Source organism: Synechococcus sp. J7-Johnson, from assembly GCF_024345795.1.
Classification (GTDB): domain Bacteria; phylum Cyanobacteriota; class Cyanobacteriia; order PCC-6307; family Cyanobiaceae; genus Regnicoccus_A.
Genome location: NZ_JAGQBU010000002.1, coordinates 102,809 through 128,563 on the forward strand (window position 1 = coordinate 102,809; position 25,755 = coordinate 128,563).

Annotated in this window: 28 protein-coding genes; 18 read left to right on the forward strand and 10 right to left on the reverse strand. The window is 65.5% G+C overall.

Annotated elements, in window-relative coordinates:
• Positions 1–2: 2 nt before the first annotated feature.
• Together KBY93_RS01810 and truB are read right to left on the reverse strand one after the other, a co-directional pair.
• Positions 3–776, reverse strand: a complete 774-nt coding sequence (locus KBY93_RS01810) for a YebC/PmpR family DNA-binding transcriptional regulator (protein WP_255092530.1) — start codon at positions 774–776, stop codon at positions 3–5.
• A 71-nt stretch (positions 777–847) separates the two neighbouring features.
• On the reverse strand, positions 848–1,768 hold the full coding sequence (gene truB, locus KBY93_RS01815) for a tRNA pseudouridine(55) synthase TruB (RefSeq protein WP_255092531.1): 921 nt from the start codon (positions 1,766–1,768) through the stop codon (positions 848–850).
• Between the two features lie 68 nt (positions 1,769–1,836).
• Here truB and KBY93_RS01820 point away from each other — a divergent pair, with 68 nt between their 5' ends.
• Together KBY93_RS01820 and KBY93_RS01825 are read left to right on the forward strand one after the other, a co-directional pair.
• Positions 1,837–2,592, forward strand: coding sequence for a queuosine precursor transporter (locus KBY93_RS01820; protein ID WP_255092532.1), 756 nt, complete (start codon positions 1,837–1,839; stop codon positions 2,590–2,592).
• Between the two features lie 91 nt (positions 2,593–2,683).
• Positions 2,684–3,433: a bifunctional 2-polyprenyl-6-hydroxyphenol methylase/3-demethylubiquinol 3-O-methyltransferase UbiG gene (locus KBY93_RS01825; protein ID WP_255092629.1), complete on the forward strand. Its 750-nt coding sequence runs from the start codon at positions 2,684–2,686 to the stop codon at positions 3,431–3,433.
• A 34-nt stretch (positions 3,434–3,467) separates the two neighbouring features.
• Here the strand turns inward: KBY93_RS01825 and rpmA are convergent, their stop codons facing one another.
• Both rpmA and rplU read right to left on the reverse strand, forming a co-directional pair.
• Entirely contained in the window at positions 3,468–3,734 is a 267-nt protein-coding gene (gene rpmA, locus KBY93_RS01830) for a 50S ribosomal protein L27 (protein WP_094554711.1), read from the reverse strand.
• Between the two features lie 48 nt (positions 3,735–3,782).
• On the reverse strand, positions 3,783–4,196 hold the full coding sequence (gene rplU, locus KBY93_RS01835; protein WP_255092533.1) for a 50S ribosomal protein L21: 414 nt from the start codon (positions 4,194–4,196) through the stop codon (positions 3,783–3,785).
• A 176-nt stretch (positions 4,197–4,372) separates the two neighbouring features.
• Between rplU and KBY93_RS01840 the strand changes: the two genes are divergently transcribed.
• From KBY93_RS01840 to kaiC, 3 genes are all read left to right on the forward strand, one after another.
• Complete coding sequence (locus KBY93_RS01840; protein WP_255092534.1) at positions 4,373–5,260, forward strand: circadian clock protein KaiA; 888 nt, start codon at positions 4,373–4,375, stop codon at positions 5,258–5,260.
• Positions 5,257–5,595, forward strand: a complete 339-nt coding sequence (gene kaiB, locus KBY93_RS01845; protein WP_255092535.1) for a circadian clock protein KaiB — start codon at positions 5,257–5,259, stop codon at positions 5,593–5,595. The genes KBY93_RS01840 and kaiB overlap by 4 nt, the downstream gene beginning before the upstream one ends.
• A 76-nt stretch (positions 5,596–5,671) precedes the next feature.
• Positions 5,672–7,216: a circadian clock protein KaiC gene (gene kaiC, locus KBY93_RS01850; RefSeq protein ID WP_255092536.1), complete on the forward strand. Its 1,545-nt coding sequence runs from the start codon at positions 5,672–5,674 to the stop codon at positions 7,214–7,216.
• Between the two features lie 6 nt (positions 7,217–7,222).
• On the opposite strand, the gene KBY93_RS01855 is transcribed toward kaiC, so the two are convergent.
• Together KBY93_RS01855 and purD are read right to left on the reverse strand one after the other, a co-directional pair.
• Positions 7,223–9,232, reverse strand: coding sequence for an ATP-binding protein (locus tag KBY93_RS01855; protein WP_255092630.1), 2,010 nt, complete (start codon positions 9,230–9,232; stop codon positions 7,223–7,225).
• Between the two features lie 78 nt (positions 9,233–9,310).
• The gene (gene purD / locus KBY93_RS01860; protein ID WP_255092537.1) at positions 9,311–10,636 is read right to left on the reverse strand and encodes a phosphoribosylamine--glycine ligase; all 1,326 of its coding nucleotides are present in this window, start codon (positions 10,634–10,636) and stop codon (positions 9,311–9,313) included.
• 256 nt (positions 10,637–10,892) lie between these two features.
• On the opposite strand from purD, the gene KBY93_RS01865 reads away from it, so the two are divergent.
• The 9 genes from KBY93_RS01865 to KBY93_RS01905 all read left to right on the forward strand — a co-directional run bounded on the left by KBY93_RS01865 (position 10,893) and on the right by KBY93_RS01905 (position 19,322).
• Positions 10,893–11,831 (forward strand): hypothetical protein, encoded by a 939-nt coding sequence (locus tag KBY93_RS01865; RefSeq protein ID WP_255092538.1) that lies wholly within the window; start codon positions 10,893–10,895, stop codon positions 11,829–11,831.
• Positions 11,828–12,583: a phosphoribosylaminoimidazolesuccinocarboxamide synthase gene (purC, locus tag KBY93_RS01870; protein WP_255092539.1), complete on the forward strand. Its 756-nt coding sequence runs from the start codon at positions 11,828–11,830 to the stop codon at positions 12,581–12,583. The genes KBY93_RS01865 and purC overlap by 4 nt, the downstream gene beginning before the upstream one ends.
• 103 nt (positions 12,584–12,686) lie before the next feature.
• Entirely contained in the window at positions 12,687–15,014 is a 2,328-nt protein-coding gene (locus KBY93_RS01875; protein WP_255092540.1) for a BamA/TamA family outer membrane protein, read from the forward strand.
• Positions 15,014–15,865, forward strand: a complete 852-nt coding sequence (gene lpxC, locus KBY93_RS01880) for a UDP-3-O-acyl-N-acetylglucosamine deacetylase (RefSeq protein WP_255092541.1) — start codon at positions 15,014–15,016, stop codon at positions 15,863–15,865. The genes KBY93_RS01875 and lpxC overlap by 1 nt, the downstream gene beginning before the upstream one ends.
• Before the next feature lie 6 nt (positions 15,866–15,871).
• Positions 15,872–16,327, forward strand: coding sequence for a 3-hydroxyacyl-ACP dehydratase FabZ (gene fabZ, locus KBY93_RS01885; protein WP_255092542.1), 456 nt, complete (start codon positions 15,872–15,874; stop codon positions 16,325–16,327).
• Between the two features lie 4 nt (positions 16,328–16,331).
• The gene (gene lpxA, locus KBY93_RS01890; RefSeq protein ID WP_255092543.1) at positions 16,332–17,153 is read left to right on the forward strand and encodes an acyl-ACP--UDP-N-acetylglucosamine O-acyltransferase; all 822 of its coding nucleotides are present in this window, start codon (positions 16,332–16,334) and stop codon (positions 17,151–17,153) included.
• Positions 17,153–18,340: a lipid-A-disaccharide synthase gene (gene lpxB, locus KBY93_RS01895; protein ID WP_255092544.1), complete on the forward strand. Its 1,188-nt coding sequence runs from the start codon at positions 17,153–17,155 to the stop codon at positions 18,338–18,340. The genes lpxA and lpxB overlap by 1 nt, the downstream gene beginning before the upstream one ends.
• Positions 18,341–18,360: 20 nt before the next feature.
• Positions 18,361–18,987, forward strand: a complete 627-nt coding sequence (gene msrA / locus KBY93_RS01900) for a peptide-methionine (S)-S-oxide reductase MsrA (protein WP_255092545.1) — start codon at positions 18,361–18,363, stop codon at positions 18,985–18,987.
• A 101-nt stretch (positions 18,988–19,088) separates the two neighbouring features.
• Positions 19,089–19,322: a hypothetical protein gene (locus KBY93_RS01905; protein WP_255092546.1), complete on the forward strand. Its 234-nt coding sequence runs from the start codon at positions 19,089–19,091 to the stop codon at positions 19,320–19,322.
• Between the two features lie 6 nt (positions 19,323–19,328).
• Here the strand turns inward: KBY93_RS01905 and KBY93_RS01910 are convergent, their stop codons facing one another.
• Genes KBY93_RS01910 through KBY93_RS01925 form a run of 4 tightly spaced genes read right to left on the reverse strand, consistent with a single transcriptional unit; the run spans position 19,329 to position 22,472 of the window.
• Complete coding sequence (locus KBY93_RS01910) at positions 19,329–19,598, reverse strand: hypothetical protein (protein ID WP_255092547.1); 270 nt, start codon at positions 19,596–19,598, stop codon at positions 19,329–19,331.
• Positions 19,599–19,630: 32 nt separating this feature from the next.
• A complete protein-coding gene (locus KBY93_RS01915; RefSeq protein WP_255092548.1) occupies positions 19,631–21,106 on the reverse strand; it encodes a leucyl aminopeptidase in 1,476 nt (491 codons plus the stop codon).
• A gap of 38 nt (positions 21,107–21,144) precedes the next feature.
• Positions 21,145–21,768: a GIY-YIG nuclease family protein gene (locus KBY93_RS01920; protein ID WP_255092549.1), complete on the reverse strand. Its 624-nt coding sequence runs from the start codon at positions 21,766–21,768 to the stop codon at positions 21,145–21,147.
• A gap of 2 nt (positions 21,769–21,770) precedes the next feature.
• On the reverse strand, positions 21,771–22,472 hold the full coding sequence (locus KBY93_RS01925; RefSeq protein WP_255092550.1) for a hypothetical protein: 702 nt from the start codon (positions 22,470–22,472) through the stop codon (positions 21,771–21,773).
• 131 nt (positions 22,473–22,603) lie between these two features.
• Here KBY93_RS01925 and KBY93_RS01930 point away from each other — a divergent pair, with 131 nt between their 5' ends.
• From KBY93_RS01930 to KBY93_RS01945, 4 genes are all read left to right on the forward strand, one after another.
• Positions 22,604–22,927: a DUF1825 family protein gene (locus KBY93_RS01930; protein ID WP_255092551.1), complete on the forward strand. Its 324-nt coding sequence runs from the start codon at positions 22,604–22,606 to the stop codon at positions 22,925–22,927.
• Positions 22,928–22,974: 47 nt separating this feature from the next.
• Positions 22,975–24,210 (forward strand): tyrosine--tRNA ligase, encoded by a 1,236-nt coding sequence (tyrS, locus tag KBY93_RS01935; protein WP_255092552.1) that lies wholly within the window; start codon positions 22,975–22,977, stop codon positions 24,208–24,210.
• On the forward strand, positions 24,207–24,953 hold the full coding sequence (gene pyrF / locus KBY93_RS01940; RefSeq protein WP_255092553.1) for an orotidine-5'-phosphate decarboxylase: 747 nt from the start codon (positions 24,207–24,209) through the stop codon (positions 24,951–24,953). The genes tyrS and pyrF overlap by 4 nt, the downstream gene beginning before the upstream one ends.
• Before the next feature lie 86 nt (positions 24,954–25,039).
• Positions 25,040–25,747, forward strand: coding sequence for a superoxide dismutase (locus tag KBY93_RS01945; RefSeq protein ID WP_255092554.1), 708 nt, complete (start codon positions 25,040–25,042; stop codon positions 25,745–25,747).
• Positions 25,748–25,755 lie beyond the last annotated feature (8 nt).

The following is a 25,755-nucleotide window of genomic DNA, read 5'->3' on the forward strand; positions in this document are numbered from 1 at the left end:
GCTCAGCCCATCACGGCATCAAGCAGCTCGGCGTCCGCTTCCAGGTTGGAGGTAAGGCTGCGCACGTCATCGAGATCTTCAAGGGCGTCGAGCATGCGCAGGCAGCGACGCAGCTGGTCTTCGCACTCCAGCCGGCAGGGGATGGATGACACCCAGCGCGACTCCCAGTCGTGCACGGGCCAGCCCAGCTGCCGCAAATGGTGCTGCAGGGCCTCCAGGTCGGTGGAGTCGCAGAACACCTCTGCGGTCTCCCCCTCAAGGCTGTAACCCAGCACAGGCGGACCGCCCTGATCCTCCAGGCTCAGCAGGCTCTCGAGCAGTCGCTCCTCACTGGGTATCGGTGGCTCCAGCCGCACGACCCCCTGCTGCTCGAACAGGTAGCCCACGCAGCCACTCTCCCCCAGGTTTCCCCCCTGCTTGCTGAAGGCCAGGCGCAGGTCGGCGGCGGTGCGGTTGCGGTTGTCGGTGAAGCACTCCACCAGTACCGCGACCCCGCCTGCGCCATAGCCCTCGTAGCGGACCGCCTCAAACTGATCGGCCTCGCCGCCGCCCTGGCCGGAGCCCTTGGCGATGGCCCGCTCGATGTTGGCGCTGGGCATGCCGGCAGCCTTGGCCTTGTCGATTGCGGTGCGCAGCTGGAAGTTCCCCGCCGGATCGGCCCCATTGCGGGCCGCGACCGTGATCTCACGCCCCAGACGGGTGAAGACCACCCCGCGCCGGGCGTCGACCACGGCCTTCTGGCGTTTGATCTGGGCCCACTTGCTGTGGCCGGCCATGGGGGGGTCGATCGATGAAGAGTGGGAGCGTGGCTGGGAACCACGGTGCAGCAGGGGGATCCCAGGGAGGATCAACCCGTGGCCTCCAGTACCAGCCGGGGCTGGAGCCAGCCGTCGGGGACTGTCCGGGCCATTCCTGCCAGGTTGCCATCCGGATCCAGTATCACCACCACCTGGTCCTCGCTCAGGTGGGTGGGACCGGCCAGGCGTCGCCCACAGCGCCAGCTCACCAGATCGCCGGGCTCCAGGGTGAAGGCGGGGTACTGGCCCAGGGCAAGCAGGGGGGCAAGGGGCGGTGGCGGCGGCTCCGCCTCGAGATCCTCAAGGCCCACGGCACCGCTGAGTGTGAAGCCCAGGGCTTCGGTGCGCCGAAGCCTGGCGAGGGCCCCGCCGCAGCCGAGGGCCTCACCCAGGTCCCTGGCCAGGGAGCGGATGTAGGTGCCGGCGCTGCAGCGCACCTCCAGGTCCAGTTGGCCCGAGCTGGGCTCCCAGCTGAGCAGCTCCAGCCGCTCGACCGTGACGGCCCGCTCCTGCAGCTCCGAGTGCTCGCCGCGCCGGGCTCTGGCGTAGGCACGCTCTCCTTGCACATGCACCGCAGACACCTGCGGCGGCCGTTGCAGGATCGGCCCACGGAAAGGGTTCAGGGCCGCCTCCAGCTCTTGCCGGCTGAGCGGCGGCAGCGGCCGGCGCTCCAGGACAGCGCCCGTGAGGTCGTCGCTGTCGGTGCAAAGGCCCAGCTGGATCACTCCCCGGTAGGCCTTGGCGCCGTCGAGGTAGGGCAGCAGGCGGGTGGCTGACCCCAGCGCCAGCGGCAGCACACCGGTCACGGCCGGATCGAGGGTGCCGCCATGGCCGACGCGCTTGAGGCCATAACGGCGGCGCACCAGCGCCACACAGCCGTGGGAGGTGACGCCGGCTGGTTTGTCGAGAATGAGGAACCCGCAGGGTGCCTGGGACTGGTTAGCGCTGTGGCGGCTGCCGGACATGGTCATGGCAGGCACTGTTGCATCTGGGGCCCTGGCCTGCAGGCTGGGGGGAGCGCCCGTTTCCTCCTTCACCCGTGACCCTGCAGCAGCGCCGTGATCTGGCTTTTCTCGTGCTGGCCGGTCTGTTTCTGGGCACCATGGGCATGCTCAACATTCTTGGCCTCACCCGCTTTCTCACCCTGGGCTCGATCGGTGGCTGGCCGATCGTGGTGGCGGTGGGGGCCCTGCCTTATCCGCTCACCTTCCTCTGCACCGACCTGATCAGCGAGATCTGGGGGGAGCGGCAGGCCAGTCAACTGGTGTGGGTGGGCCTGTTGCTCAACGGCTGGATCGTGTTGATTCTCTGGCTGGGGGGGATCCTGCCTGGGCTGGATGGCCATGGGGGCAGCGCAGGCCTGCCGCTGGCGCTGGCTGGTGAGCGCCTGCCGCTGTTCTATGAGATGCGATCCCTGGCTTTCGGGGCGGTGGGGGCCTCGATGGTGGCTTATCTGGCCGCCCAGTTCACGGATGTGCGGCTGTTTCATTTCTGGAAGCGCCTGACCGCCGGACGAGCGCTGTGGTTGCGCAACAACGGCTCCACCCTGGTCAGCCAGCTGGTGGACACCACGGCCGTGGTGCTGATCAGCCACTACGCCGCGCACGTGCTCCCCATTCGGGGCGAGGAGGCGGTGCTGCCCCAGCTGGGGAGCTTCATCGCCAGCGGCTACCTGTTCAAGCTGGTGGCGGCCCTGCTCGACACCCTGCCGTTCTATCTGCTGGTGGCCTGGCTGCGCCGTTGGCTGGAGGTGCCCGGTGCCGGCGCGGAGCTGGAGGATCTGGGCTCGCCGTAACCTGCCTCCAGTTTCAGAAGCGTGTCATTTGCCTGAAGGTGTGAGCCCCCTGCCCGGCCCAGTCGCGACCCTGGACGGTGAGAGCGGTGCGGTGCGTGAGGGACTTGATCTTGAGTCCTTTCTTGGCGATGGCTTTGCCTTGCGCCAGCAGCTGGCTTCCTATCTGGGCCTGACTCCTGACCAGCTGGAGGAGCGCCTGCCGCGCAGTTGCGCGGATCTGGCCTCTCTGCATCCCGGTGGGCTGGGCTTCGATCCGCAGCGGGTGGAGGCGTTCTATGAGCAGACCGTGGGCACCGGACATCTGCTGGAGCTGGCCGCCTGGCACCTGGGCAGTGCGGACTACATCGGCGACACCCTGCGGCTGCAGACCCGTTTTGCCCGTGGAACCGTGCTCGATTTCGGGGGTGGCATCGGCACCCATGCTCTGGCTGCCGCGGCACTGGATGAGGTGGACCAGGTCTGGTTCGTGGACCTCAACCCCCATAACCGGGCCTTCGTGGCCGAGAGGGCCGAACGCTTCGGGCTCAGCGATCGACTGAAGATCTGCCGAGACCTGGGGGATCCTGGCCTGCCCCAGCATTTCGATACGGTGGTGTGCCTGGATGTTCTTGAACATCTGAGCGATCCAGCCGGGCAGCTGGAGCGTTTCGCTGCCCGCATGAAGCATGGGTCCATTGCCCTGCTCAACTGGTATTTCTTCCAGGGCTTTGCGGGGGAATATCCCTTCCACTTTGATGATCCAGCACTGGTGGAGCGGTTCTTTCGCACCCTGCAGAACCGGTTTCTGGAGGTCTTCCACCCCTACCTGATCACCACCCGGGCTTACCGGTTGATGGAATGAGCTGAAGTGGAAGAACTGGATTGCCTGATCGGGATCAAGCGGCTTGGGCCACGTGGATGCGCTTGCGGGCGCGCAGACCACGTTTGATCGTCTCGAAGCTCACCACACCCGGCACGAGGGCGAAAAGGGTGTCGTCGGATCCGCGCCCAACATTCACGCCAGGCATCACTGAGGTGCCGCGCTGGCGCACGAGGATGGATCCGGCTGTGACGGTTTCTCCGCCGTAGCGCTTGACGCCGAGGCGCTTGGAATTTGAGTCACGTCCGTTGCGTGTGGAGCCTGTGCCTTTCTTGTGTGCCATGGGGGAAGCTGGTGGAAGGATTTCTGAATGGGCCGAAGGCCTGACCGCTCAGTCGATCGGTTTTCCGTTGACGTTGATTGACTGGACCATCACCCGGGTGAGCTCCTGACGGTGCCCGTTCTTGCGGCGGGTTTTCTTTTTCGGGCGCATCTTGTAAACCAGGATCTTCGGACCGCGGCGATGGGCCATCACCTTGAGCTCGATGGTGGCGCCACTGATATAAGGGTGGCCCAGATTGGTGCCATGTCCATCGCGGACCAGCAGCACGTTCTCAAGGGTCACCGTCTCATCAACCTCGGCGGCGATGCGGTCGAGGTCGTAGTAGCGGTTCGGCTGGAACCAGAATTGCTGGCCGGAGGCTTCGGCGATCGCGTACAGGTCGGCTCCCGGGGCTACGGCAGTGGAACTTTCCACTGCGATGGCTGGACTTTCGGGAGCGGGGCTCTCGGTGGCTGGACTCATGGGCTCAGGGGGCGTGGACAGGCCAGTGGGAGTTGGGGAGACCTTCGCCGCTTCCAACTCACCACTGTTTCATGCCTCTCGCACAACCAATCGATCAACAACGAACGATCATCTCTCTTTGCCTGCCGAGTCGTCAACACTAAGGTCTGTCAACCGCTGCCGCCGTTTCTCTCCCCATGACCCAGCCGGCGCTCACCGTGGCCTCGCTGATCCGCGATGAGCCGTTGCGCCAGGCCTGCAGCACCTGGTTGCCGCAGGGTCGCTATGAGCTCATGGAGCTGGGCCTGCGTCAGAATCCTGCAGCCGAGCTTGAGCGCTGCTGGGATCAGTTCGATGCGGTCCTGCTCGAGCCTGGGGTGCTCTCCGTTGAGGCCTTCCAGCGGCTGCGGGCCCAGGGCATGATCCTGCCGGCGGTGGTGTTGGGGCCGATCAGCGGCCAAATGGAGTACTTCAAGGACGAAGTGCATCTCCCTCCCGACCAGATGGAGCAGCTCAGCTACAGCCTCGATGCGGCCATTTCCCGCTGCCTGCGCCGTAGAAGTTCACCAGGATCGGGGGATGACCTCGAGGCCAGCGATTCCCACGCTGGGGAGAGTGAGCAATCCAACTGGAGGCTGCCCCATCGCCTTCGCGAAAGGCTTGGCTACCTGGGGGTGTTCTACAAGCGTGATTCCTCCCGCTTTCTGCGCAATCTCCCTGCGGCTGAGCGAAAATTGCTTCTGCGTTCCCTGCAGAGAACCTATCGGGATCTGCTGATCAGCTATTTTCATGATCAGACAGCAGCCAACCAAGCCCTGGAAAGCTTCGTGAATACGGCTTTCTTCAGTGATCTACCCATTGCCAAGACAGTGGAAATCCACATGGATATGATTGACGAATTCTGGAAAAAACTGCAATTGGAAGGCCACAGGCAGGATTTTCTCAAGGACTATCGCCTTGCTTTGCTTGATGTCATGGCCCATCTCTGTGAAATGTACCGCCGCTCACTTCCCCCAGAGACGTCAGTCAAGGCCAACGACGGAATGGTCGGCAAGGTCATCACCGCATCCCAGGTGCAATCATGAGTCCACAGAAAACCTACATCCTCAAGCTTTACGTAGCTGGCAACACCCCGAATTCGATGCGGGCCCTCAAAACACTACGCTTGATTCTTGAGCAGGAGTTCAAGGGTGTCTACGCCCTCAAGGTGATTGACGTTCTCAAGAATCCTCAGCTGGCCGAAGAAGACAAGATCCTGGCGACCCCCACACTGGCCAAGATCCTGCCGCCACCGGTGCGTCGGATCATTGGGGATCTCTCCGATCGCGAACGGGTGTTGATCGGTCTTGACCTGCTTTATGATGAACTCACTGACCACCAGATCTCCGAAGAGATGATGGTTGATTCTGATGACATCTGAATTCTTTAGATCACCCCTTCCTTTTTTGTTCTGTGCCGGACTGGGACCTAGATTCTGGGTCTAGGTCAAACGCCCTATGCAGGATTTCGATGCCGTCAGCCAGCCCAGCATGAGATTGCAGAAGCTGCCCACAGGTGTGGAAGGCCTTGATGACATCTGTCAGGGGGGCTTGCCGATCGGGCGCTCCACGCTGATCAGTGGCACTTCGGGCACGGGAAAGACGGTTTTTTCCCTGCATTTTCTCCACAACGGCATCCGTCACTTTGACGAGCCTGGGATTTTCGTGACCTTTGAGGAGTCTCCCCTCGACATCATCCGCAATGCCTCCAGCTTTGGCTGGAATCTGCAGGAACTGGTGAATCAGGATAAGCTCTTCATCCTGGATGCCTCCCCCGACCCGGATGGCCAGGATGTGGCAGGTAACTTCGATCTGTCCGGTTTGATCGAGAGGATTAACTACGCCATTCGTAAGTATAAGGCCAAGCGAGTGGCCATTGATTCGATCACTGCTGTCTTTCAGCAGTACGACGCCGTTTCGGTGGTTCGCCGTGAGATCTTTCGCCTGATCGCCAGGCTGAAGGAAATTGGTGTCACCACTGTGATGACGACCGAGCGAATTGATGAATATGGCCCAATTGCCCGCTACGGCGTGGAAGAATTTGTCTCCGATAATGTGATCATCTTGCGCAACGTGCTTGAAGGCGAACGTCGACGGCGCACCGTGGAAATTCTCAAGCTGCGCGGCACGACCCACATGAAGGGTGAATTTCCATTCACCATGGGAGCCCATGGGGTCGCTATCTTCCCACTTGGGGCGATGCAGCTCACCCAGCGCTCTTCGAATGTGCGCCTCAGCTCAGGGGTGCCGCGACTCGATGAAATGTGCGGCGGCGGCTTCTTCAAAGATTCGATCATCCTTGCGACGGGTGCCACCGGCACCGGCAAAACGTTGCTGGTGAGTAAGTTCGTCGAAGATGCCTACAACAACAAGGAACGTGCCATCCTCTTCGCCTATGAGGAGTCGCGGGCTCAGTTGCTCCGCAATGCCACCAGCTGGGGAATCGATTTCGAGCAGATGGAGCAGGATGGAATGCTCAAGATTATCTGCGCTTACCCGGAATCCACAGGTCTTGAAGACCACCTTCAGATCATCAAAACGGAGATCAGCGAGTTCAAGCCGGCACGGATGGCGATCGATTCCCTCTCAGCCCTCTCGAGGGGGGTCAGTCACAACGCCTTCAGGCAATTCGTGATTGGGGTCACAGGCTATGCCAAGCAGGAGGAGATCGCCGGCTTCTTCACCAATACTTCAGAGGAATTTATGGGCAGTCATTCCATCACCGACTCCCACATCTCCACGATCACTGACACGATCATCCTGCTTCAGTATGTGGAAATCCGTGGTGAGATGGCTCGAGCCATCAACGTGTTCAAGATGCGTGGCTCATGGCATGACAAAGGAATCCGTGAGTTCGTGATCACTGGAAGTGGCCCGGAAATCAAGGATTCCTTCTCCAACTTCGAGCGCATCATCAGTGGTGTTCCCCACCGGGTCACCACCGATGAGCGGGCCGAGCTCTCGCGCATCGCCCGCGGCATCGATGGCGAGGTCACGTTCTAGAGCCGACTAGACCTCGGCCAGATTCGGCTCAGCCAGACGGGACTTCTGGGAGCGGCGCTCCCCTTCCACCATCAGCTCATCGCTGTCGGCCTGCTCCAGGGGCAGGTCGAACCAGAAAGTGGTCCCTACCCCAGGCTCGCTTGCCATCTGGATGTCCGTGCCGTGCTTCTCGAGGATGCCACGCACGATTGAAAGACCAAGCCCGGTGCCTGCCTCGGTATGAACTGCATTCTCCACCCGATAGAAGCGTTCGAAGATGCGGTGCTGATCTTCTCGGGAAATACCTGCGCCCGAGTCAGCGATCTCGACCCGCAGCCGTGGCAGGGGTGAGCTGAGTTCACAGCTCGGAGCATCACTGGCTGGTCGGTTGGAGGGATCAAAATGGCAGGAGTCGGGCCAGGGGTAGGCCCTCAGCATCAGGCTGCCACCGGCCTGGGTGAACTTGAGCCCGTTGCCCACGAGGTTATCGAGAACCTGGAGCAGCAGATCCCAGTTGCCCCGCACCCTGGGCAGATGAGCATCCACCTCCAGCTCCAGCTGCACCCCTTTCTCTTCAGCGTTGAGGCGGTAGTTGCGCAGGGTCTGCTCCATGGCCGGGCGCACTTCCATCGGCTCCAGCATCCAGGTGCGCTCGGATTCCAGCCGAGAGAGATCGAGCACGTCGTTCACCAGCCTGGTGAGGCGGTCGGTCTCGGCGTTGGCGATCGCCAGGAATTCCTGTGTTTCTTCCTCGCTCAGCTGATCGCGTAGGTCGTGCAGCGTTTCCACGTAGCTCTTGATGTTGAACAGCGGGGTGCGCAGCTCATGGGACACATTGCTGATGAAGCGACTCTGGGCAGCGTTGAGTTCGACTTCTCGCGTCAGGTCCTGCACGGTCATGGCAATGCCCTTCAGGCTTTCCCCCGCGGCATCTTTGACGGTTTGCAGAACGATCCTCAAGGTGCGCGGCGGCTCCCCGAAACTGCAGCGCACATCAGCGCTGTCCTTCTCCCCGCTGACCAGGGAATCCAGCGGTCCCTGCAGCTCCATCGCCAGCACATCGGGCAGTTCACTGCCCAGTTCGTTGCCTTCGAGGTTGCGGCCTTCCCAGCGGAACAGCCGCCTGGCGGTCGGATTGACCAGCACGATCCGCCCTTCGCCATCAAGCAGGGCCGCGCCATCCGCCATGGTGGCGATCAGGGTCTGCTGCTTCACCTGGGCGGCGGTGAGTTCCTCAATGTTGGCGGCGTCGTAGACCTCCAACTGGGAGGCCATGTCGTTGAAGCCATTGAGAAGCTCCCCCAACTCTCCGCCCACGGGCAGGGCGATGCGGGCCTCGAAATCGCCACCGGCAATAGCGCGCACACCCCGCAGCAATTCCTTCACCGGGCGTGTGATCGTGAGGGCATTGAACACCGCCCCCAGGATCACAAGCACCCAGATCGAGATGAACACCGCCACGGTCACCTCCCGGGTGAGGGCCGCGCTGGCGAGCACCGCCTCATTGGGGTTGATGCCGAGGGCAAGCACACCCAGATAGCGCCCCTCGCTCACCATCGGCACGAACACATCGGTCACCTGGCCATCGGGGCTGAGGTGTTGCCGGATCAGGGGGTTCTGGGGGCGGCGCTGCAGTTCGGCGGGCAGTTCCAGGCGACGGCTGAGCAGCAGTTCGCTGCCGCCGTTGGTGGCGCTGATCGGAATCCCGAGATAAATCACCCCTTCGGGATCGGCGAAAAAGATGTAGCGCAGGCTGCGGCTGGAGCGCCAGAAGCGTTCAGCCACCGCCGCCAGTTCCCGGTCATTCCCTTCCGCCACCAGCGGCGTCACATTGGCCGAGAGCAGCAGGCCCAGATCCCGGGCGAAACGGGTGTCGCTCATGCGCGCATCCCTCTGGATGCCATTGAGCGCCAAGAAGGTGATTCCGGTCATCATCAGGCTGACCACCAGGGTGGCCACCGCCAGCAGCTTGGTCTGGAGGCTGAACTCCGCCCACCAGAGCTTCAGTTGCTCCCACCAGCCAGGAGGCAAAGGCATGGCGCCGCCGCTGTCGGGGCTGGGGGTTGAGGACGGCAAGGCGTCGTTCACGCCTGGAAGCGAAGCTGCTTTGGCACCCTAGGGGCGCCGGACCTGGTGACCGATGTCTCGGCGAAAGGTGATGCCTTCGTAATGCACCTGATCAAGGCCGGCGTAGGCACTGGCGAAGGCCGCATCGAAATCCTCCGCCTGGGCCACCACTGCCAGCACCCGGCCCCCTGCGGTCACGCAGGTGCCCGACTCCTCCAGGCGGCTGCCGGCATGGAAGAGCTGTCGCTTAGGGGTGGTCAGCGGCTGGGTGTGGATCGCATCCCCCCGGCGCACCTCACCGGGGTAGCCCTCGGCTGCGGCCACCACACAGGCGCTGCAGCCCCCGGCGATGGTCAGGGGCGGCGCCTGATCCAGGGTTCCCTGGGCGCAGGCCAGCAGAACAGCTGCCAGTTCCCCGCCCAGCAGGGGCATCAGGGTCTGGCATTCGGGATCGCCGAAGCGACAGTTGAACTCGATCACCCTGGCGCCGTCGTCGCTGAGCATCAGCCCGGCGTAAATCACGCCTCGGTAGTCGATGCCCCGCTGGCGCAGGGCCTCCAGGGTGGGTTCGAGCACCACCTGGCGGACATGCTCAAGGGCGGCGGCATCGAGCAGGGGAGCAGGGGCATAGGCCCCCATCCCGCCAGTGTTGGGCCCGGTGTCTCCCTCCCCGATGCGCTTGTGATCCTGGGCCGGCGGCAGCAGCACCATCGTCCGACCATCGGTGAGGGCAAACACCGACACCTCAGGACCGCTCAGTCGCTCCTCCAGCACCAGGCTCTGGCCGGCCTCTCCGAAGCGGCCCGCGAAAATGTCTTCGATGGCGGCGCGGGTGTCCTCAATGCTCTCGGCCACTGTGACCCCCTTGCCGGCCGCCAGGCCATCGGCCTTCACCACCAGGGGCCTACCCTCCCGCCCCAGCACCTCCAGGGCTTCGCTGCGGCTCGAGGCGGCCCAGTAACCGGCGGTGGGCACTCCCGCCTCCAGCATCAGCGCCTTGGCCCACTGTTTGCTGGCTTCGAGCCGGGCCCCGTCGGCTCCCGGCCCGAACACCGCCAGGCCCCCGGCCCGCAGGCGATCGGCCAGGCCGTCGGCGAGTGGTCCCTCAGGGCCGACCACCACCAGGGTCACCCCCAGCTCCAGGGCTGCGCGCAGCAGGCCCTCCTGGTCGGACTCGCTGATGGCCAGGGACTCACAGCCCTCCAGCTGGGTCGTGCCGCCATTGCCTGGAGCCACCCAGACACCCTCCACTCCAGGGCACCGTGACAGGGCCCAGGCCAGGGCATTTTCACGGCCGCCTGAGCCCACCACCAGCAGCCGCTGCACGCTGGCCTCGGAGGAGGCGGAGGGTGGGAACTGGACCGAAGCTGTCATGGGGCTGGAGCGGCGGAGGTGGCCAATCGGTTCCCTTAGGTTGCCCTCTGGTGGACCGCCAGCCGTGTCATTCCTTCTTTACTTGCCGGTGGTTCCCGCTGCACCGCTGGCATGCCGTGCCCTGGCCCGCCGGGGTGGGCGAGCGGCAGGTCTGCTGACGCTGCTGTTCCTCTGCGCAGGCGTTTCGGGGGGTGCTCGTGCCCAATCGCAGCCGATTTTGCTGCCAGGGCCAGTGCCACAGCCAGTGCCGGCGCCCGTGACGCCTCTGCCGATGGACGAGCAGGTGTTTGCAGCCGCTCTGGCGTCCGATCAGCTGACGGTTCTGGAGCAGGCCTGCCAGGACGCCGCCCGGTTTGATCTTCCCGTGCGGCTCCGCCAACTCAAGGACCGGCTGGTGGCCCTGCGCCCCGCTCCCCAGCCCCTGCCGGTTGTGCTCGCCAATGCCAATGCTCTGATCAGTTGCCTGGCACCGGAGGCAGCCCTGTCGGTGCTGGATCGCTATGGACCGGGTCCTGGGCTGGAGCGGCAGCAGTGGCTGACCCTGCAGTGGCGGGCGGCGAATGCCGGCCTCAACCATCGCCGTGCGGCTGAAGCCCTGCGACGGCTGAGTGCCGGGGAGCGCAGCCGCCTGGAGACCATGGCTCTGCCGGTGCGGTTGCGGGATGATGGCACCCTTGATACCCGCTCGGCGCTCGACGTGCTCGCCTCCCACCTGGCGGCGATGGGCCGCCGGCAGGAAGCGGCTGAAGTGTTGCTGGCCGGGCGCTTGCCGGGTGTGGTGGGGGCTGAGCGGCTGAAGCTGGCGGCTGCGCTGCTCGATGACCTTCCGCTGGCCCAGCGCAACGCCCTGGTTGAGATGGCCCTTGATCAGGCCGCTGTCGCTGGGGCCTGGGGTCTGGCGGCCCAGTTGCTTGATGACCAGCAGGCCCTGCAGCGGCTCGAAGGGGGCGATCCGGAACCAGCTCGGCAGAGGCGGTTGCGCCTCAGTCGCCGCATCGACGACGCCTACGCCGAATGGCTGCTGCAGCGCGATGATCCCTCCGAGGCTGAGCGCAACACAGTCCTGGAGCGGCGCCTTCGTTCTCCGCGCAAGCAGGGAGGCCATGCGCCCTCTGCAGCTCAGCCGGCCACCCTGGCGCCCCAGGAGCCAGGGACCCCATCCGCCCCCGATTCCGCCGAGCCCACCACCCCATGACCGCCTTTCAGCTGGGCCCACTCCTCTACGAAGGCAAGGCCAAGCGGGTCTTCCAGACCGATCAGCCTGACCTGCTGGCCGTGGAGTTCAAGGACGAAGCGACCGCCTTCAACGCCCTCAAGAAGGCCGAGCTGGAGGGGAAGGGTGCCCTGAACTGCCGCATCTCAGCATTGCTGTTCGAGCACCTTCAGCGCTCGGGGGTGCCCACCCACTACCTGGGGGTGCAAGGCCTGCGCTGGATGCTGGTGCGGCCGGTGCGGGTGATCCCTCTTGAGGTGGTGATTCGCAACCTGGCAGCCGGATCGCTGTGCAAGCAGATGCCGATTGCGCCCGGAGTGCCGCTGGATCCTCCGCTTCTCGACCTTTACTTCAAAGATGACGCCTACGCGGATCCCTTCCTGAGCGAGGCCCGGCTGGAGCGGCTGGCTCTGGTGAGCAGCCAGGAGCGCCTGGAGTTGGAAGCCTTGGCCCGTCAGGTCAACACGCTGCTGCTGGAGCTGTTTGCCGGCATCGGACTGCAGCTTGTCGACTTCAAGCTCGAGCTGGGTTTTACGGCCGACGGCCAGTTGGTGGTGGCCGATGAGATCAGTCCCGACACCTGCCGCCTCTGGGACCTCGACGTGGCCGATGCCAAGGAGCGCATCCTGGACAAGGACCGCTTCCGCCAGGACCTCGGCGGGGTGATTGAGGCCTATGGGGAGGTCCTCAAACGGGTCCAAGGGGTGATCCAGGGGCCGAGCACATACAAGTAGTGTCACGGCAATTTGCGGCACTGCCGCTTTGACTCGGAGACCCATGGGTGTCATCACCAACGCCCGCACTGGCACTGCCTTCTCCGAGGCTGGGCCTCGGCCCATGCCGCTCACCGTCTGGCTGGGGCTGCCCCTGCTGGCACTTCTTGCGGTCGTTAATCCCCTGAGGGCCGCGGCCCAGAGCCAGCCGGCTGCCGAAGTGGCCCAGGCCGCAGAGCCCGCTCCCACCTCAGGGGCAGAGCCGACTCCGGCCGCTCCAGACCCCGGCGAAGCGGTTCCTGACACCACGGCTCCTCAGGCTCAACCGGCCACCCAAGACGCCGGCACCCCTGTTCCCGATCCTGCTGCGACGCCGGCAACCCCGCCTGTCGGCGCGCCCACTTCGATCAGCCCTGAAAGCCTCACCCCGGCCAAGCCGGATGAACCGCGGGTCCTGGTCAGTGAGGTGGTGGTTCAGGGTCTTGAAGGTCACCCCGAGCGTGAGCGCCTGGAGCTGGCCGTTTACGACGCCATGGTGGTGCGGCCCGGCAGCCGGGTCACGCGCAGCGAGTTGCAGACGGACCTCTCCGCCATCTACGCCAGCGGCTGGTTCTCGGATGTGCGCATCCAGCCTGTGGATGGCCCCCTTGGGGTGCAGGTGGTGGTGATCACCACCGCCAATCCGGTGTTGCAGAAGGTCGAGTTCGACGCCGCCAAGGTCAAGCTGCCGCCGGCTGTCCTGGCGGATACCTTCGCCGCGGACTACGGCAGAACCCTCAACCTCAACACCCTGCAATCCCGCATGCAGGAGCTGCAGAAGTGGTATTCCGATCAGGGCTACTCCCTGGCTCGGGTCACCGGTCCCAACCGGGTGAGTCCCGATGGGACGGTGCTGCTCAATGTGCGAGAGGGCACCGTCGAGGGGGTGGAGGTTCAATTCCTCAACAAGGAAGGCTCGGCCACCAACGACAAGGGGGAGCCGATCCGTGGCAAAACCAAGCCCTGGGTCGTCAGCCGTGAGATCTCGATCAAGCCGGGCGAGACATTCAACCGCCGCAACCTCGAGGACGACATCAAGCGTCTCTACGGGACTGGCCTGTTTGGTGACATCAAGGTGACCCTGCGGCCCGTGCCGGCCAAGCCGGGTGAAGTGGTGATCGTTCTGGGCATCGTCGAGCAGTCGTCGGGTTCCCTCTCCGGCGGCCTCGGCTACAGCCAGAGCCAGGGTGTGTTCGGCCAGATTCAGCTCCAGGACAGCAACCTGCTCGGCCGTGCCTGGGATCTGGGGGTCAACTTCACCTATGGGCAGTTCGGTGGTCTGGCCGACATCTCCTTTACTGATCCCTGGATCAAAGGAGATGCCTACCGCACGGCTTTCCGCGCCCGGGTGTTCCTCAGTCGCGACGTTCCCCAGGTCTTCCAGAGTCAGGACAACGGCAATATCAACACGGTCTCGGACTTCTACGAAGCCCCGGGCACCAATGTTGCCTACAACATCAACAACAACAACAACCCTGAGAGCAAGACCTTTCGCTCGGTGTCCGAAGCCGAGTCGCAGTCGCCCAACAACAGCTGGTTTGATTACGAAGGCAATTCCGTCGCCATTCAGCGTGCTGGAGGCAACATTCAGTTCGTTCGCCCCCTCAATGGCGGCAACCCCTTCAAGCGGGCGCTCTGGAGTGTGGTTCTCGGCGCCAGTGCCCAGGAAGTCACGCCGATGAACTTCACCGGCTCCAACCGCCGCTTCGGTGTGAGTACCAACAACTTCGATGGCTCGGATGCTCCTGTCGACGATGTGATCTGCATCGCTTTCAACTGTGCCCGCAGCAACCAGTTGGTGGCGTTGCGGGTGGCGGCCACCCGCAACAATCTCAACGACCCCCGCAACCCCACCTCCGGTTCCTTCCTCAGCGTCGGCACCGAGCAATACGTCTCCGTCGGCCCTGATTCGCCCACCTTCAACCGTCTGCGGGCCAGCTACAGCTACTTCATTCCGGTCAATTGGCTGCAGTTCTACAAGGGTTGCCGGCCCAAGCCGGGTGAAACTCCCGACTGCAAGCAGACCCTGGCGTTCCAGTTCTCTGCCGGCACCAACATCGGTGATCTGCCGCCCTACGAAGCCTTCTGCATGGGTGGTTCCAACTCCGTGCGCGGCTACGCCGACTGCGACCTGGGAGTGGGACGCAGCTTTGGCGAATTCACGATCGAATACCGGTTTCCCCTGTTCAGCATCGTCAGCGGGGAGCTGTTTGTTGATGGCGGCACCACCTTCGGCAGCCAGTCAGGTGTGCCTGGTAACCCTGGTTCGCTTCTCGACAAACCCGGCAGTGGTTTCTCCGTGGGTACGGGGCTGATCGTCACCACACCGGTGGGTCCCCTGCGTCTGGAGGTGGCCAGCGAGGGTTTCACCGGCGACTGGCGCTTCAACCTCGGCGTGGGCTGGAAGTTCTAGTGATCGTCTGGCCGGAGGACTACAGCCAGGCCTGGACCCTGGCGACGGCGGTCGAGCGCACAGGCGTTGGGTTGCACAGTGGCAGCCCCTGCCGCGTGCGCCTTCAGCCCAGTGAGCGTCCCGGCTACGTGGTGGGTTGGCTGGATGCCCCGGCACTGGAGCCGGTGGAGCTTCACCCATCCCAGGTGAGCGATACCCAGCTGTGCACGGCGCTCCGCCTCGATCAGCGCCGTCTCGCCACGGTGGAGCACCTGCTGGCGGCGCTGGCAGGAACAGGCCTTTCCCATGTGGAGTTGCTGGTGGAGGGTGAAGAGATTCCTTTGCTCGATGGTTCTGCCCTGCCCTGGGTCGAGGCCATCGCCGCAGCGGGCCTGCAGCACCTGGGTCCCCGAGAGCCCCTCAGGTCCCTGGAGGCTCCGATCACCCTTCAGCAGGGCCTGAGCTTCGCCACCGCCCTGCCCAGCGATGCTCCCCGGATCGGTGCAGCGATCGAATTCAGCCAGCCCGCCATCGGGAGTCAGCTCTACTTCCTTGAACTCACACCCGCCGCCTTCGTGGAGCAGATTGCGCCAGCGCGCACATTCGGCTTCCGCGAACAGATCGATCAACTCCGTGCCGCTGGCCTGATCCGGGGGGGTGATCTGGAGAGTGCTCTGGTCTGTGATGGGGATCGCTGGCTTAACCCGCCCCTGCGTTTCCCCCAGGAGCCGGTGCGCCATAAGCTCTTGGACCTGCTGGGGGACCTGGCGCTGGCGGGCTTGCCCCAGGCCCAGATCTTCGCCTTCCGTGGATCCCACGGGCTGCACACTGCCCTGGCGGCGGCCCTGGCCGCTCCGTCCCGCTCGACCTGAAGCCCGTTGTCCGTTCCTCCCGCTGACGCCCCCCTGCTCACCTCCGAGCAGATCCTCAACCTGCTGCCTCACCGTTATCCCTTCGCTCTTGTGGATCGGGTGATCGAGTACGAACCGGGCAAGCGGGCGGTCGCCCTCAAGAACGTCACCCTCAACGAGCCCCAGTTCCAGGGCCATTTCCCTGGCCGCCCCCTGATGCCCGGCGTCCTGATCGTGGAGGCCATGGCCCAGGTGGGTGGTCTGATCGTCACCCAGATGCCGGAGTTGCCCAAGGGCTTGTTCGTTTTCGCCGGCATCGACGGGGTGCGCTTCCGCCGGCCGGTGGTGCCCGGTGATCAGTTGCGCATCAGCTGCGAACTGCTCAGTCTCAAACGCAAGCGATTCGGCAAAGTGAGGGCTGAAGTCACTGTGGATGGAGGCCTGGTGTGCTCCGGGGAACTGATGTTCTCCCTGGTTGACTGAGGCCATGACCCGCACAGCCGTGGAAACCACGATTCACCCCACCGCGGTGGTCGACAGCCGCGCCCAGCTTGGCCAGGGTGTCCAGATCGGCCCCTTTGCCGTGATCGGTCCCGAGGTGCAGCTCGGCGCCGGCTGCCAGATCGGTCCCCATGTGGTGATCGATGGCCGGGTCACGATGGGCTCTGGAAACCGCATCTTCCCCGGCGCCTGCATCGGCCTTGAACCCCAGGATCTCAAGTACGGCGGTGCCCCCACCGAGGTGGTGATGGGCGACGACAACACCATCCGCGAGTGCGTCACGATCAATCGGGCCACCGCAGATGGTGAGCAGACGCGCCTGGGCAGCGGCAATCTGCTGATGGCCTACAGCCATGTGGGTCACAACTGCCTGCTGGGCAACCGGATCGTGGTGGCCAACAGCGTGGCGATTGCCGGGCATGTGGTGATCGGCGATCGGGCGGTGATCGGCGGAGTGCTGGGCATCCATCAGTTCGTGCACATCGGCAAACTGGCGATGGTGGGGGGGATGAGCCGTATCGACCGCGATGTGCCTCCGTTCGCGATCGTGGAGGGACACCCCGGCCGCCTGCGTGGTCTTAACCGGATCGGTCTCAAGCGCAATGGCCTGGTCGATCGGGAGGGCGGAGCCGAGCTCAAGCAGCTTCTGGCGGTGTGGAATCGGCTCTACCGCAGCCATGAGGTGCTGGCGGAGGCCCTGGCCCACATCCGCGCCGAAACCCTCCTGCCGGCCTCCGAAGAACTCTGCAGCTTCCTCGAGGCCTCGATCGCCCCAGGACGCCGCGGCCCCCTGCCCCACCAGCGCTGATGGTGCGGCTGCTGATCAGCACCGGTGAGGTGTCGGGGGATCTTCAGGGCGGTCTGCTGATCAAGGCCCTTCACGCCGAAGCCCAGCGACGGGATCTGGCCCTGCAGATCGATGCTCTCGGTGGAGAGCGCATGCGCCAGGCCGGCTCCCATCTCCTGGCCAACACCGCTCCGATGGGGGCGATCGGACTCTGGGAGGCTCTGCCCCTGGTGCTGCCCACCCTGCGGCTGCAGCGGCGGGTGGGTCGCTGGCTCTCCAGCTGCCCACCCGACGGGGTGGTGCTGATCGACTACATGGGGGCGAATGTGAGCCTGGGACGTCGTATTCGCCACCGCTTTCCTGCGGTGCCGATCACTTATTACATCGCTCCCCAGGAGTGGGCCTTCCGCCTGGGCGAGGGGGGAACCACTCGTCTGATCGGTTTCACCGACAGAATCCTGGCAATTTTTCCCGAGGAAGCCAGCTTCTATGCCTCCCGCGGTGCAAGGGTCACCTGGGTCGGCCATCCGTTGCTCGACACCCTCGGCTCCCCGCCCACCCCTGAACAGGCCCGCGGGGAGCTCGGACTTACCCCTGGCCAGCAGCTGCTGTTGCTGCTCCCAGCTTCCCGCCCCCAGGAGATGCGGTACATGATGCCGTCGCTTGTGGGAGCGGCGGCCGAGTTGCAGCGGCTGCGGCCAGGGCTGCGGGTGATGGTGCCGGCCGGGCTGGCCAGCTTCGAGGCTCCTCTGGCCGAACAACTGGAGCGGGCAGGGGTGGATGCCACGGTGATTCCAGCCGATCGCGCCGATGCCCTCAAGCCGGTCCTCTGTGCTGCCGCCGATCTGGCCCTGACCAAATCGGGAACAGCCAACCTGGAGCTGGCCCTGCGCGGCGTTCCCCAGGTGGTGGGCTACCGGCTCAGCCGGGTCACAGCCTTTGTGGCCCAACGGCTGCTGGGTTTCAACGTGCCCCACATCTCTCCGGTGAACCTTGTACTGGGGGAGCGTCTCGTGCCGGAACTGCTCCAGGACGACCTGACCGCGGAGGCGATCGTGGCCGCCGCGCTGCCCCTGCTGGACCCAAGCTCAGAGCGGACCCGGATGCTGGAGGGCTACGGCCGGCTGCGCAACCTGCTCGGGGAGCCGGGTGTGACCTGTCGAGCGGCCTGTGAGATCCTCGATCAGCTGACGGGATCCGAGACGTGAAGCCATCGCTCAGACTGTCCATGGGGCTCCTTCCCTGGCTGCTGACGCTGCTGCTGCTGGTTCTCCCCGCCGCACCAGCGGTGGCTGCCGTCGAGGAGGCCGTGCTGGCCGGCGGTTGCTTCTGGTGCCTTGAGCACGATCTGGAATCCCTGCCTGGGGTTGTGGAGGCGGTCAGTGGCTTCAGCGGTGGCAGTGTCAGCAACCCCACCTATCGCCAGGTGACGGCTGGCGGCACCGGCCACATCGAGAGTGTGCGTGTCCGCTTCGATACGGCACGGATCAATCTGCCCACGCTCCTGCGCGCATATTGGCGGAACGTGGATCCCCTGGATGGCGGCGGTCAGTTCTGCGACCGAGGCCCCAGCTACCGCCCCGTGATCTTCAGCAGCGGCACCGCCCAGCGGGATCAGGCCCGAACCAGCCTGGCCTCGGCCGCCCGGGAGCTGGGACTCAAGCCCAGCGCCATCAAGGTGGAGATCCGGGAGCTCACCCAGTTCTGGCCCGCCGAGCCGTATCACCAGAACTACGCCGATCGGAACAAGGTCCAGTACAGCTACTACCGCTGGTCCTGCGGCCGCGACAGGAGGCTTGATCAGGTCTGGGGCTCACGTGCTCGCGGATCGCTGCCGTGGCGTCCGAAAATCTGAAATCAGTGCCGGCTGGCTCAAAGAGGAACCACCCAACCCTTCCCAGATCCGAGCAGGCCGCTTACGGTAAATCCATACGGAGTCAAGGTTGCGTGCGTTGTATGTATCTGCTGACGATCCGGGATGGACTGGTGACTCGCCACATTGGGCCTTACACCAGTCCCAAGCAAGCGGTTGATGATCTGGATCGCCTGCTGGCCTCCTTTGGCGAGCGGGCCCGCTGGCAGATTCATGAACTGGAGGAACCAGGCAGCCTGCTGGAGAAGCCCATGGATCCGAGCGCTCGGGAGCCCCAGTCGTTGATGGGCTCGTCAGCGAGTCGGGTGGCTGCCTGAGCCTCCTCAGTTGGGGTGGCCAGCCCCCGCGCGGGGGCTGCGGGGGTAACCGCGCAGCAGGCCGCTTTCCACCATCAGGCCCACACCTGCGGTCACGCAGATCAGGCCGAGGGTTCCGTACCAGAACCAGGGACCTGGTTCGGCCAGTTTCTGATTGAGCGCCGCCAGTTGCAGGGTGCGGCGGGTGATGGCCTCTCCCACCAAGCAGAGACCCAGCGGCAGGAGCAGGACCCCCAGCTGAGCGCGGATGTACCAGCGGATCTTCTGAGCAGCCATGGCGTCGGGGTCCGGCGTCAGCGGTGCCAACCCTAAGCCGCACCCCCGCAGCTCACCCACTCCACCAGGGTGCGGACGCCGAAGCCTGTGGCACCAGCTGGGTCCAGGCCCCGTCCCTTGTCGCTCCAGACCGTACCCGCGATGTCCAGGTGGGCCCAGGCCAGATCGGCAGGCACGAAATCCTGCAGAAACAGCGCGGCGGTGATGGCCCCGCCTGGGCGGGGCCCGGTGTTCTTCATGTCGGCGACCGGGCTCTTGAGCCCCTTTTTGTAGGAGGCTTGCAAGGGCATCCGCCAGAAGGCCTCCCCACTGCTGCGGCCCGCCTCAACCAGCGCTTCGGCCAGCTTGTCGCTGGCAGACCAGAGGCCGGCGATCTCCTCGCCCAGGGCGATCACGCAGGCCCCGGTGAGTGTGGCCAGGTCCACCATGGCATCAGGTTCCAGCTTGGCTGCGTACACCAGGGCATCGGCGAGGGTGAGGCGGCCCTCCGCGTCGGTGTTATTGACCTCGATGGTTTTGCCGTTGGAGGCGGTGAGGATGTCGCCCGGGTGGATCGCCTCACCGCTGATCATGTTTTCGCAGGCGGCCACGATCACGTGCACTTCCACGCCGGCTGGCCGCAGTTCGGCGATCGCCCGGGCTGCCCCAAGAACCGCGGCACTGCCTCCCATGTCGTACTTCATCATCTCGATCTGGGAGCCGCCGGTCTTGAGGTTGTAGCCGCCGGAATCGAAGGTGAGTCCCTTGCCGATCAACACCAGCCGGCGGTTGGCTTCGCCCTCCGGGTGGTAGGTCAGATGAATGAACTTGGGGGGCAGGCTGGATCCCTGGGCCACCCCGAGATAGGCGCCCATGCCGAGGGCCGCGCATTCGGAGCGCTCCAGCACCTTGAGCTCCAGGCCGAACTCCCCGGCGATGGTCGCGGCAGTGTCGGCGAGGCCCTGGGGGGTGACCACGTTCGGTGGGGCCGCCACCAGCTGCCGTGCCAGCTCCACGCCCGCACAGGTGGCCGCGACCGCCTCCAGACCGGCGGCGGCCCCGTTGGCCAGGCCCAGCAGGTTGATGATCTCTGGGATGGGCTTGGAGTCAGCCTCACTGCGGAAGCGCTGATCGACGTACAGGCTCAGGCGGACGGCCTCGGCCATGGCCCGCGCCGCTGAACGAGGGTCAAGCCCCTCGGCGGGCAGGGCCAGACCCAGCGTGAGGCCAGGACCCGCAGCAGTGGCGATGGCGGCCGCACCGCTGCGCAGGGCGTCGAGATCGAAGCGGCCCGGTTCTCCCAGCCCCACCAGCACCAGCCGCAGGGGAGTGGGCTGGAGCTGGGTGAGGGTGACGCACTCGCCTGGCTTGCCCTTGAAGCTCTGGCGCTCCAGTAGCGCCTGCAGTCCGGGGCCGAAGCGTGCTTCGAGGGCCACGAGGCGCTCGCCCGTCTCGCCCTGGAACAGGCCGACACCAAGGGTGTCACCGCTCCATTCGGCCAGCGGGGTGGAGGGACAGCTGAACTCCATGGGGGCCGGTCATCGGGCCGCGATCGTAGCGACGGCGCTCAGACCGGATCGCTGGTGAACGGGGTGCTCCAGCGCTGGCGGGTCTCCTTGTTGAACGGTGGCTGCCAGCGGCGGATCAGGGCCTGCTCCAGGGCCCGCCGTGGCCGCACACGGGGCGGCACGTCGCAGCAGAAACGGATGCTGCAGCGGGTCTCCAGGCCCGCCTGGCCCATGGCCTCGCCATAGGCCGCCAGGTAGCCCTTGCAGTCGTGCTCACCTTTCCAGCGCCGGTCGGCCTGGCCGGTCTCGCCCACGTAGAGCAGCAGTGGCGTGGCCAGCCGCGGCGGTCGGTCCATCACCAGGTAGAGGGCAGGGCCCAGCTGGGGCGGTTCTGGCCAGCGCCAGAACTGCAGGTTCTGAGCCTGGAAGGCCAGGGGGTCGAAACGGCTGGCTCGCCCCTCGGGATCTTCGTCGCCGCTGGAGCCGGTGCTGGGGTCCACGCCAAAGAGACTGGCCTGCTGATGCTCGCTGGCGCTGCCCTCGAACAGCGGCCCCTGAAACACAGCCAGGCGCCGTTGCCACTCGAGCAGCTGGTCTCGCAGCAGGGGAGGCGCCGTTGGGGCCGGGCCGCCACCGCCGCCCCCCCCCCCCTGGAACAGCTCCTGCTGGCGTCCCCTGGTCATGCTCAGCGGGAGGCCGGCGGCCTGGGCGGCCTGGGCAACTCGGGGCCGATGGGCCCTTGGCCGAAGCACACCCGCCCGATCAGGTCCTCCACCAGCTCGGCAGGGAGTTGCAAGCGCTGCTGGAGATCGGCCAGGTCGCGGAAGGGTGCCCGGCTGCGCTCCTGCAGCAGGCGCCGGCAGCGGGACTCCTCCAGGGCGAGCTGGGCCCCGAGCTGCTCGGCCCTGCAGCGGTTCAGATCGAGCGGTGCCGGGCGTGCCGCCGGCGGGTCGCCATACCAGCGGAATTCCAGCAACGGCGTCCAGCTGCGGATCAGCTCCCCATCGACATGGAGCAGGTTCTGGAGATCCTCCGTCCCACTCAGCTGCACGCCACCGCTCTGCAGGCGCAGCAGCAGGTCCACGTGGCTGGGAGTGCAGCCCGGCAGGCGCAACCAGTCGGGGGCGGTGGCGCGGTTCACATCCAGACGCCAGCCCAGGGCCGCGGCCTGGCGCACCTCCTCAGCAGTGCGAAGGCGCAGACCGGGATTCTGAGCAAGCTTGAGGGCCAGCAGGTCGCGCTCGACGCTGTCGTCGCCACGGCTTTCGGGCTCACGGCATTCCGGCTCACGGCCCTCGGCCCTCCGGCGCTCGGGGGCACGGCGAATCTGACCCGTGGCCTCTAGCAGGCTGCGGGCGAGGGGATCCAACCAGTGCCCCTTGGCCATGGCGCTGGGAAGGCTCCACACAACTGGGGGGAAGTTAGCGGCTGTGGCCAGGCTGTTACGTCAATCCGTACTCGCCCCGGGCGCTGGAGGCCCTCAGAATCGTCGTCATCGCCTCATGCCTGGCACGCCCCATGGCCTTCTTCGAATCCGAGATCGTTCAGGATGAAGCCAAGCGGCTGTTCACCGACTACCAGCAGATGACCCAGCTGGGGGGCGACTACGGCAAGTTCGACCGTGAAGGCAAGAAGCTGTTCATCGACCAGATGGAGGATCTGATGGGCCGCTATCAGGTGTTCATGAAACGCTTCGAGCTCTCCGAGGATTTCCAGGCGAAGCTCACCGTGGAGCAGCTGCGCACCCAGCTGGGGCAGTTCGGCATGACGCCTGAGCAGATGTTCACTCAGATGCACCAGACCCTGGAGCGGATGAAGCGGGAACTGGAGGCCAGCGCCTGAGCCTGGCCGGCGGCTTCCTACGATCCGCCCTGACGCATGGTGCACCGATGGGGGAGGGTTTGCCGCCTTGGCTGGAGCGCGGACTGGCCGATCTCTTTCCCGCCGGATCGCCGGGGGATCCGGATCAATCCCTGGCTGCGCGGCTGAAGCAGGCCGCCAATGACGAGCGTCCCCTGCGCATCAAGCTCGGAATCGATCCCACCGGCACCGACATCCACCTCGGTCACTCGATCCTGTTCCGCAAGCTGCGCGCGTTCCAGGATGCCGGCCATACGGCGGTGCTGATCATCGGCGACTTCACCGCCCGCATTGGGGATCCCAGCGGCAAGAGCTCAACCCGCGTGCAGTTGAGCGCAGCCGAGGTTGAAGCCAATGCCGACACCTATCTGGTTCAGCTGGGTCTGGGGCAACCTCCGGAGCGGGCTTTGCTCGATTTCACCACTCCTGGCCGCCTGGAGGTGCGCCGCAACAGTGAGTGGCTGGCAAGTCTGGATCTGCCCCAGGTGATCGAGCTGTTGGGTACGTCCACGGTGGGTCAGATGCTGGCCAAGGAGGAGTTCGCCAACCGCTATGGATCAGGCACCCCCATCTCACTGCACGAATTCCTCTACCCGCTGCTCCAGGGCTACGACTCGGTGGCTGTGGCCTCCGACCTGGAGCTGGGGGGCACCGATCAGAAATTCAACGTGGCCATGGGCCGCGACCTGCAGCGCCACTTCGGCCAGCGGCCCCAGTTCGGTCTGCTGCTGCCGATCCTGCCGGGCCTCGACGGGGTGCAGAAGATGAGCAAGAGCCTTGGCAACACCGTGGGCCTGAATGAGGGGCCGCTGGCGATGTATTCCAAGCTGGAAAAGGTGCCTGATGCGGTGGCTGATCAGTACCTGACCCTGCTCACGGACCTGGATCCGGCCCACTGGCCAACAAGCCCAAGGGAGCGCCAGAAGGCCCTGGCTCTGGCGATCACGGCGGCGTGTCATGGCCTGGACGCCGCCAGCACCGCCCAGGCCGATGCCGCCAACCTGGTGGCCGGGGAGATGGCGGCCCGGACGGTCCCGGAAGCCTCCCTCGCCACCATCGGTTTCCCCGCCAAGGCCTTCCATCTGCTCAGCGCCCTCGGCCTCTGCGTGAGCAGCAGTGAGGCACGGCGCCAGATCCAGGGCGGCGGGGTGCGCCTCGATGGCGAGAAGCTCACGGATGTGAACCGCAGCTTCAGCACCGCCTCCGAGCTGGAGGGCCGGGTGCTGCAACTGGGTAAGAAGACCTTCCTGCGGCTGGTGGCGTGAGCGTCAGCACCACGACCACTCCTGGCACCGGAGGGCCAGCTGCCGACAAGATCATCCTGGCGCTCGATCGGCCCGATGCTGCCTCGGCCCTGGCGCTGGTGGCCTCGATTCCCGATCTGCGCATGGTGAAGGTGGGGCTGGAGCTGTTCTGCTCCGCTGGCCCCGAGGTGGTGCGGCAGCTGCGAGGCGAGGGCCTGCGGGTGTTCCTCGATCTCAAATTCCACGACATTCCTGTGACCATGGCCGGTGCCTGCCGCAGCGCCGCCCGGCTCGGAGCGGAGCTGATCACGGTCCATGCCAGCGCAGGCCGGGAAGCTCTTGAGGCGGCCCAGGCCGGTGCTCTCGAGGGGGCGGCCCAGGAAGATCTTCACCCGCCCACCCTGCTGGCGGTCACCGTGCTCACCAGCTGGGAGGCGGCGCGCTTCAAGGCCGAGCTGGCGGTGGCGGAATCCCCTGAGGTCTACGTGCCCCGTCTGGCGGCGCTGGCGGTGGCCGCCGGCGTCGGTGGGGCGGTCTGCTCCCCCCAGGAGGTGGCGGCCTTGCGCCGGGCCCACCCCGAGCCCTTTGCTCTGGTCACCCCCGGCATCCGTCCTGCTGGGGCGGCGGCGGGTGATCAGAGGCGGGTGATGACCCCTGCGGCCGCCCTCAGTGCGGGAGCCAGCCGGTTGGTGATCGGCCGTCCGATCAGTGCCGCCGCCGATCCAGCTGCCGCCTTTGCTGCCTGCTGCGCCGAGCTGGGTTGAACTCCGCTGAGGCAGCCAGGGGTCCGTTGTCCAGAGTTGGCATGCGATCTGTCCATACTTGGCTGGTGTTCACCCGGGCCTAGACGATGCGACGGATCCTTGGTGCCCTGGGGGCCGTTCCGCCGCTGCTGGTGCTACTGGTGCTGCTGCTCTGGCCTGGCCAGGGGGCCTGGGCGGCGGCGCCAGTCTTCACGCTCCCGGCCCTCCCCTATCCCGCCAATGCCCTGGAGCCGGCGATCGATGCCACCACGATGACGATCCACCACGACCGCCATCACCAAGCCTATGTGGACAATCTCAACGCCGCCGTCGCCAGGGATCCGGCCCTGATGGGTCTCAGCCTCGAGGACCTGCTGGCGCGGGCCTCCAAGGCCCCGCCGTCCGTCCGCAACAACGCTGGTGGCCATTGGAACCATTCGTTCTTCTGGGCCTCCCTCACCCGGCCCGGGCAGGGGGGGGAGCCCAGCGAGGCGTTGCAGGAGGCCCTGGTGCGTGACTTCGGCTCGATCGAGCAGTTCCGCTCCTCTTTCCGGGCCGCAGGCCTGGCTCGCTTCGGCTCAGGCTGGGTGTGGCTGATCACCGATTCCGACGGCAAGCTCGAGGTGAACTCCACCCCGAACCAGGACAATCCCCTGATGGACCTGGTTCCCGGGGGCGGCACACCGCTGCTGGCCAACGACGTCTGGGAGCACGCTTACTACCTCAAGTACCAGAACCGTCGCGCCGACTACCTCGATGCCTGGTGGTCCCTGGTCGATTGGTCTGTGGTATCCGACCGCTACAGCGCCCGTTAACGCCTCCC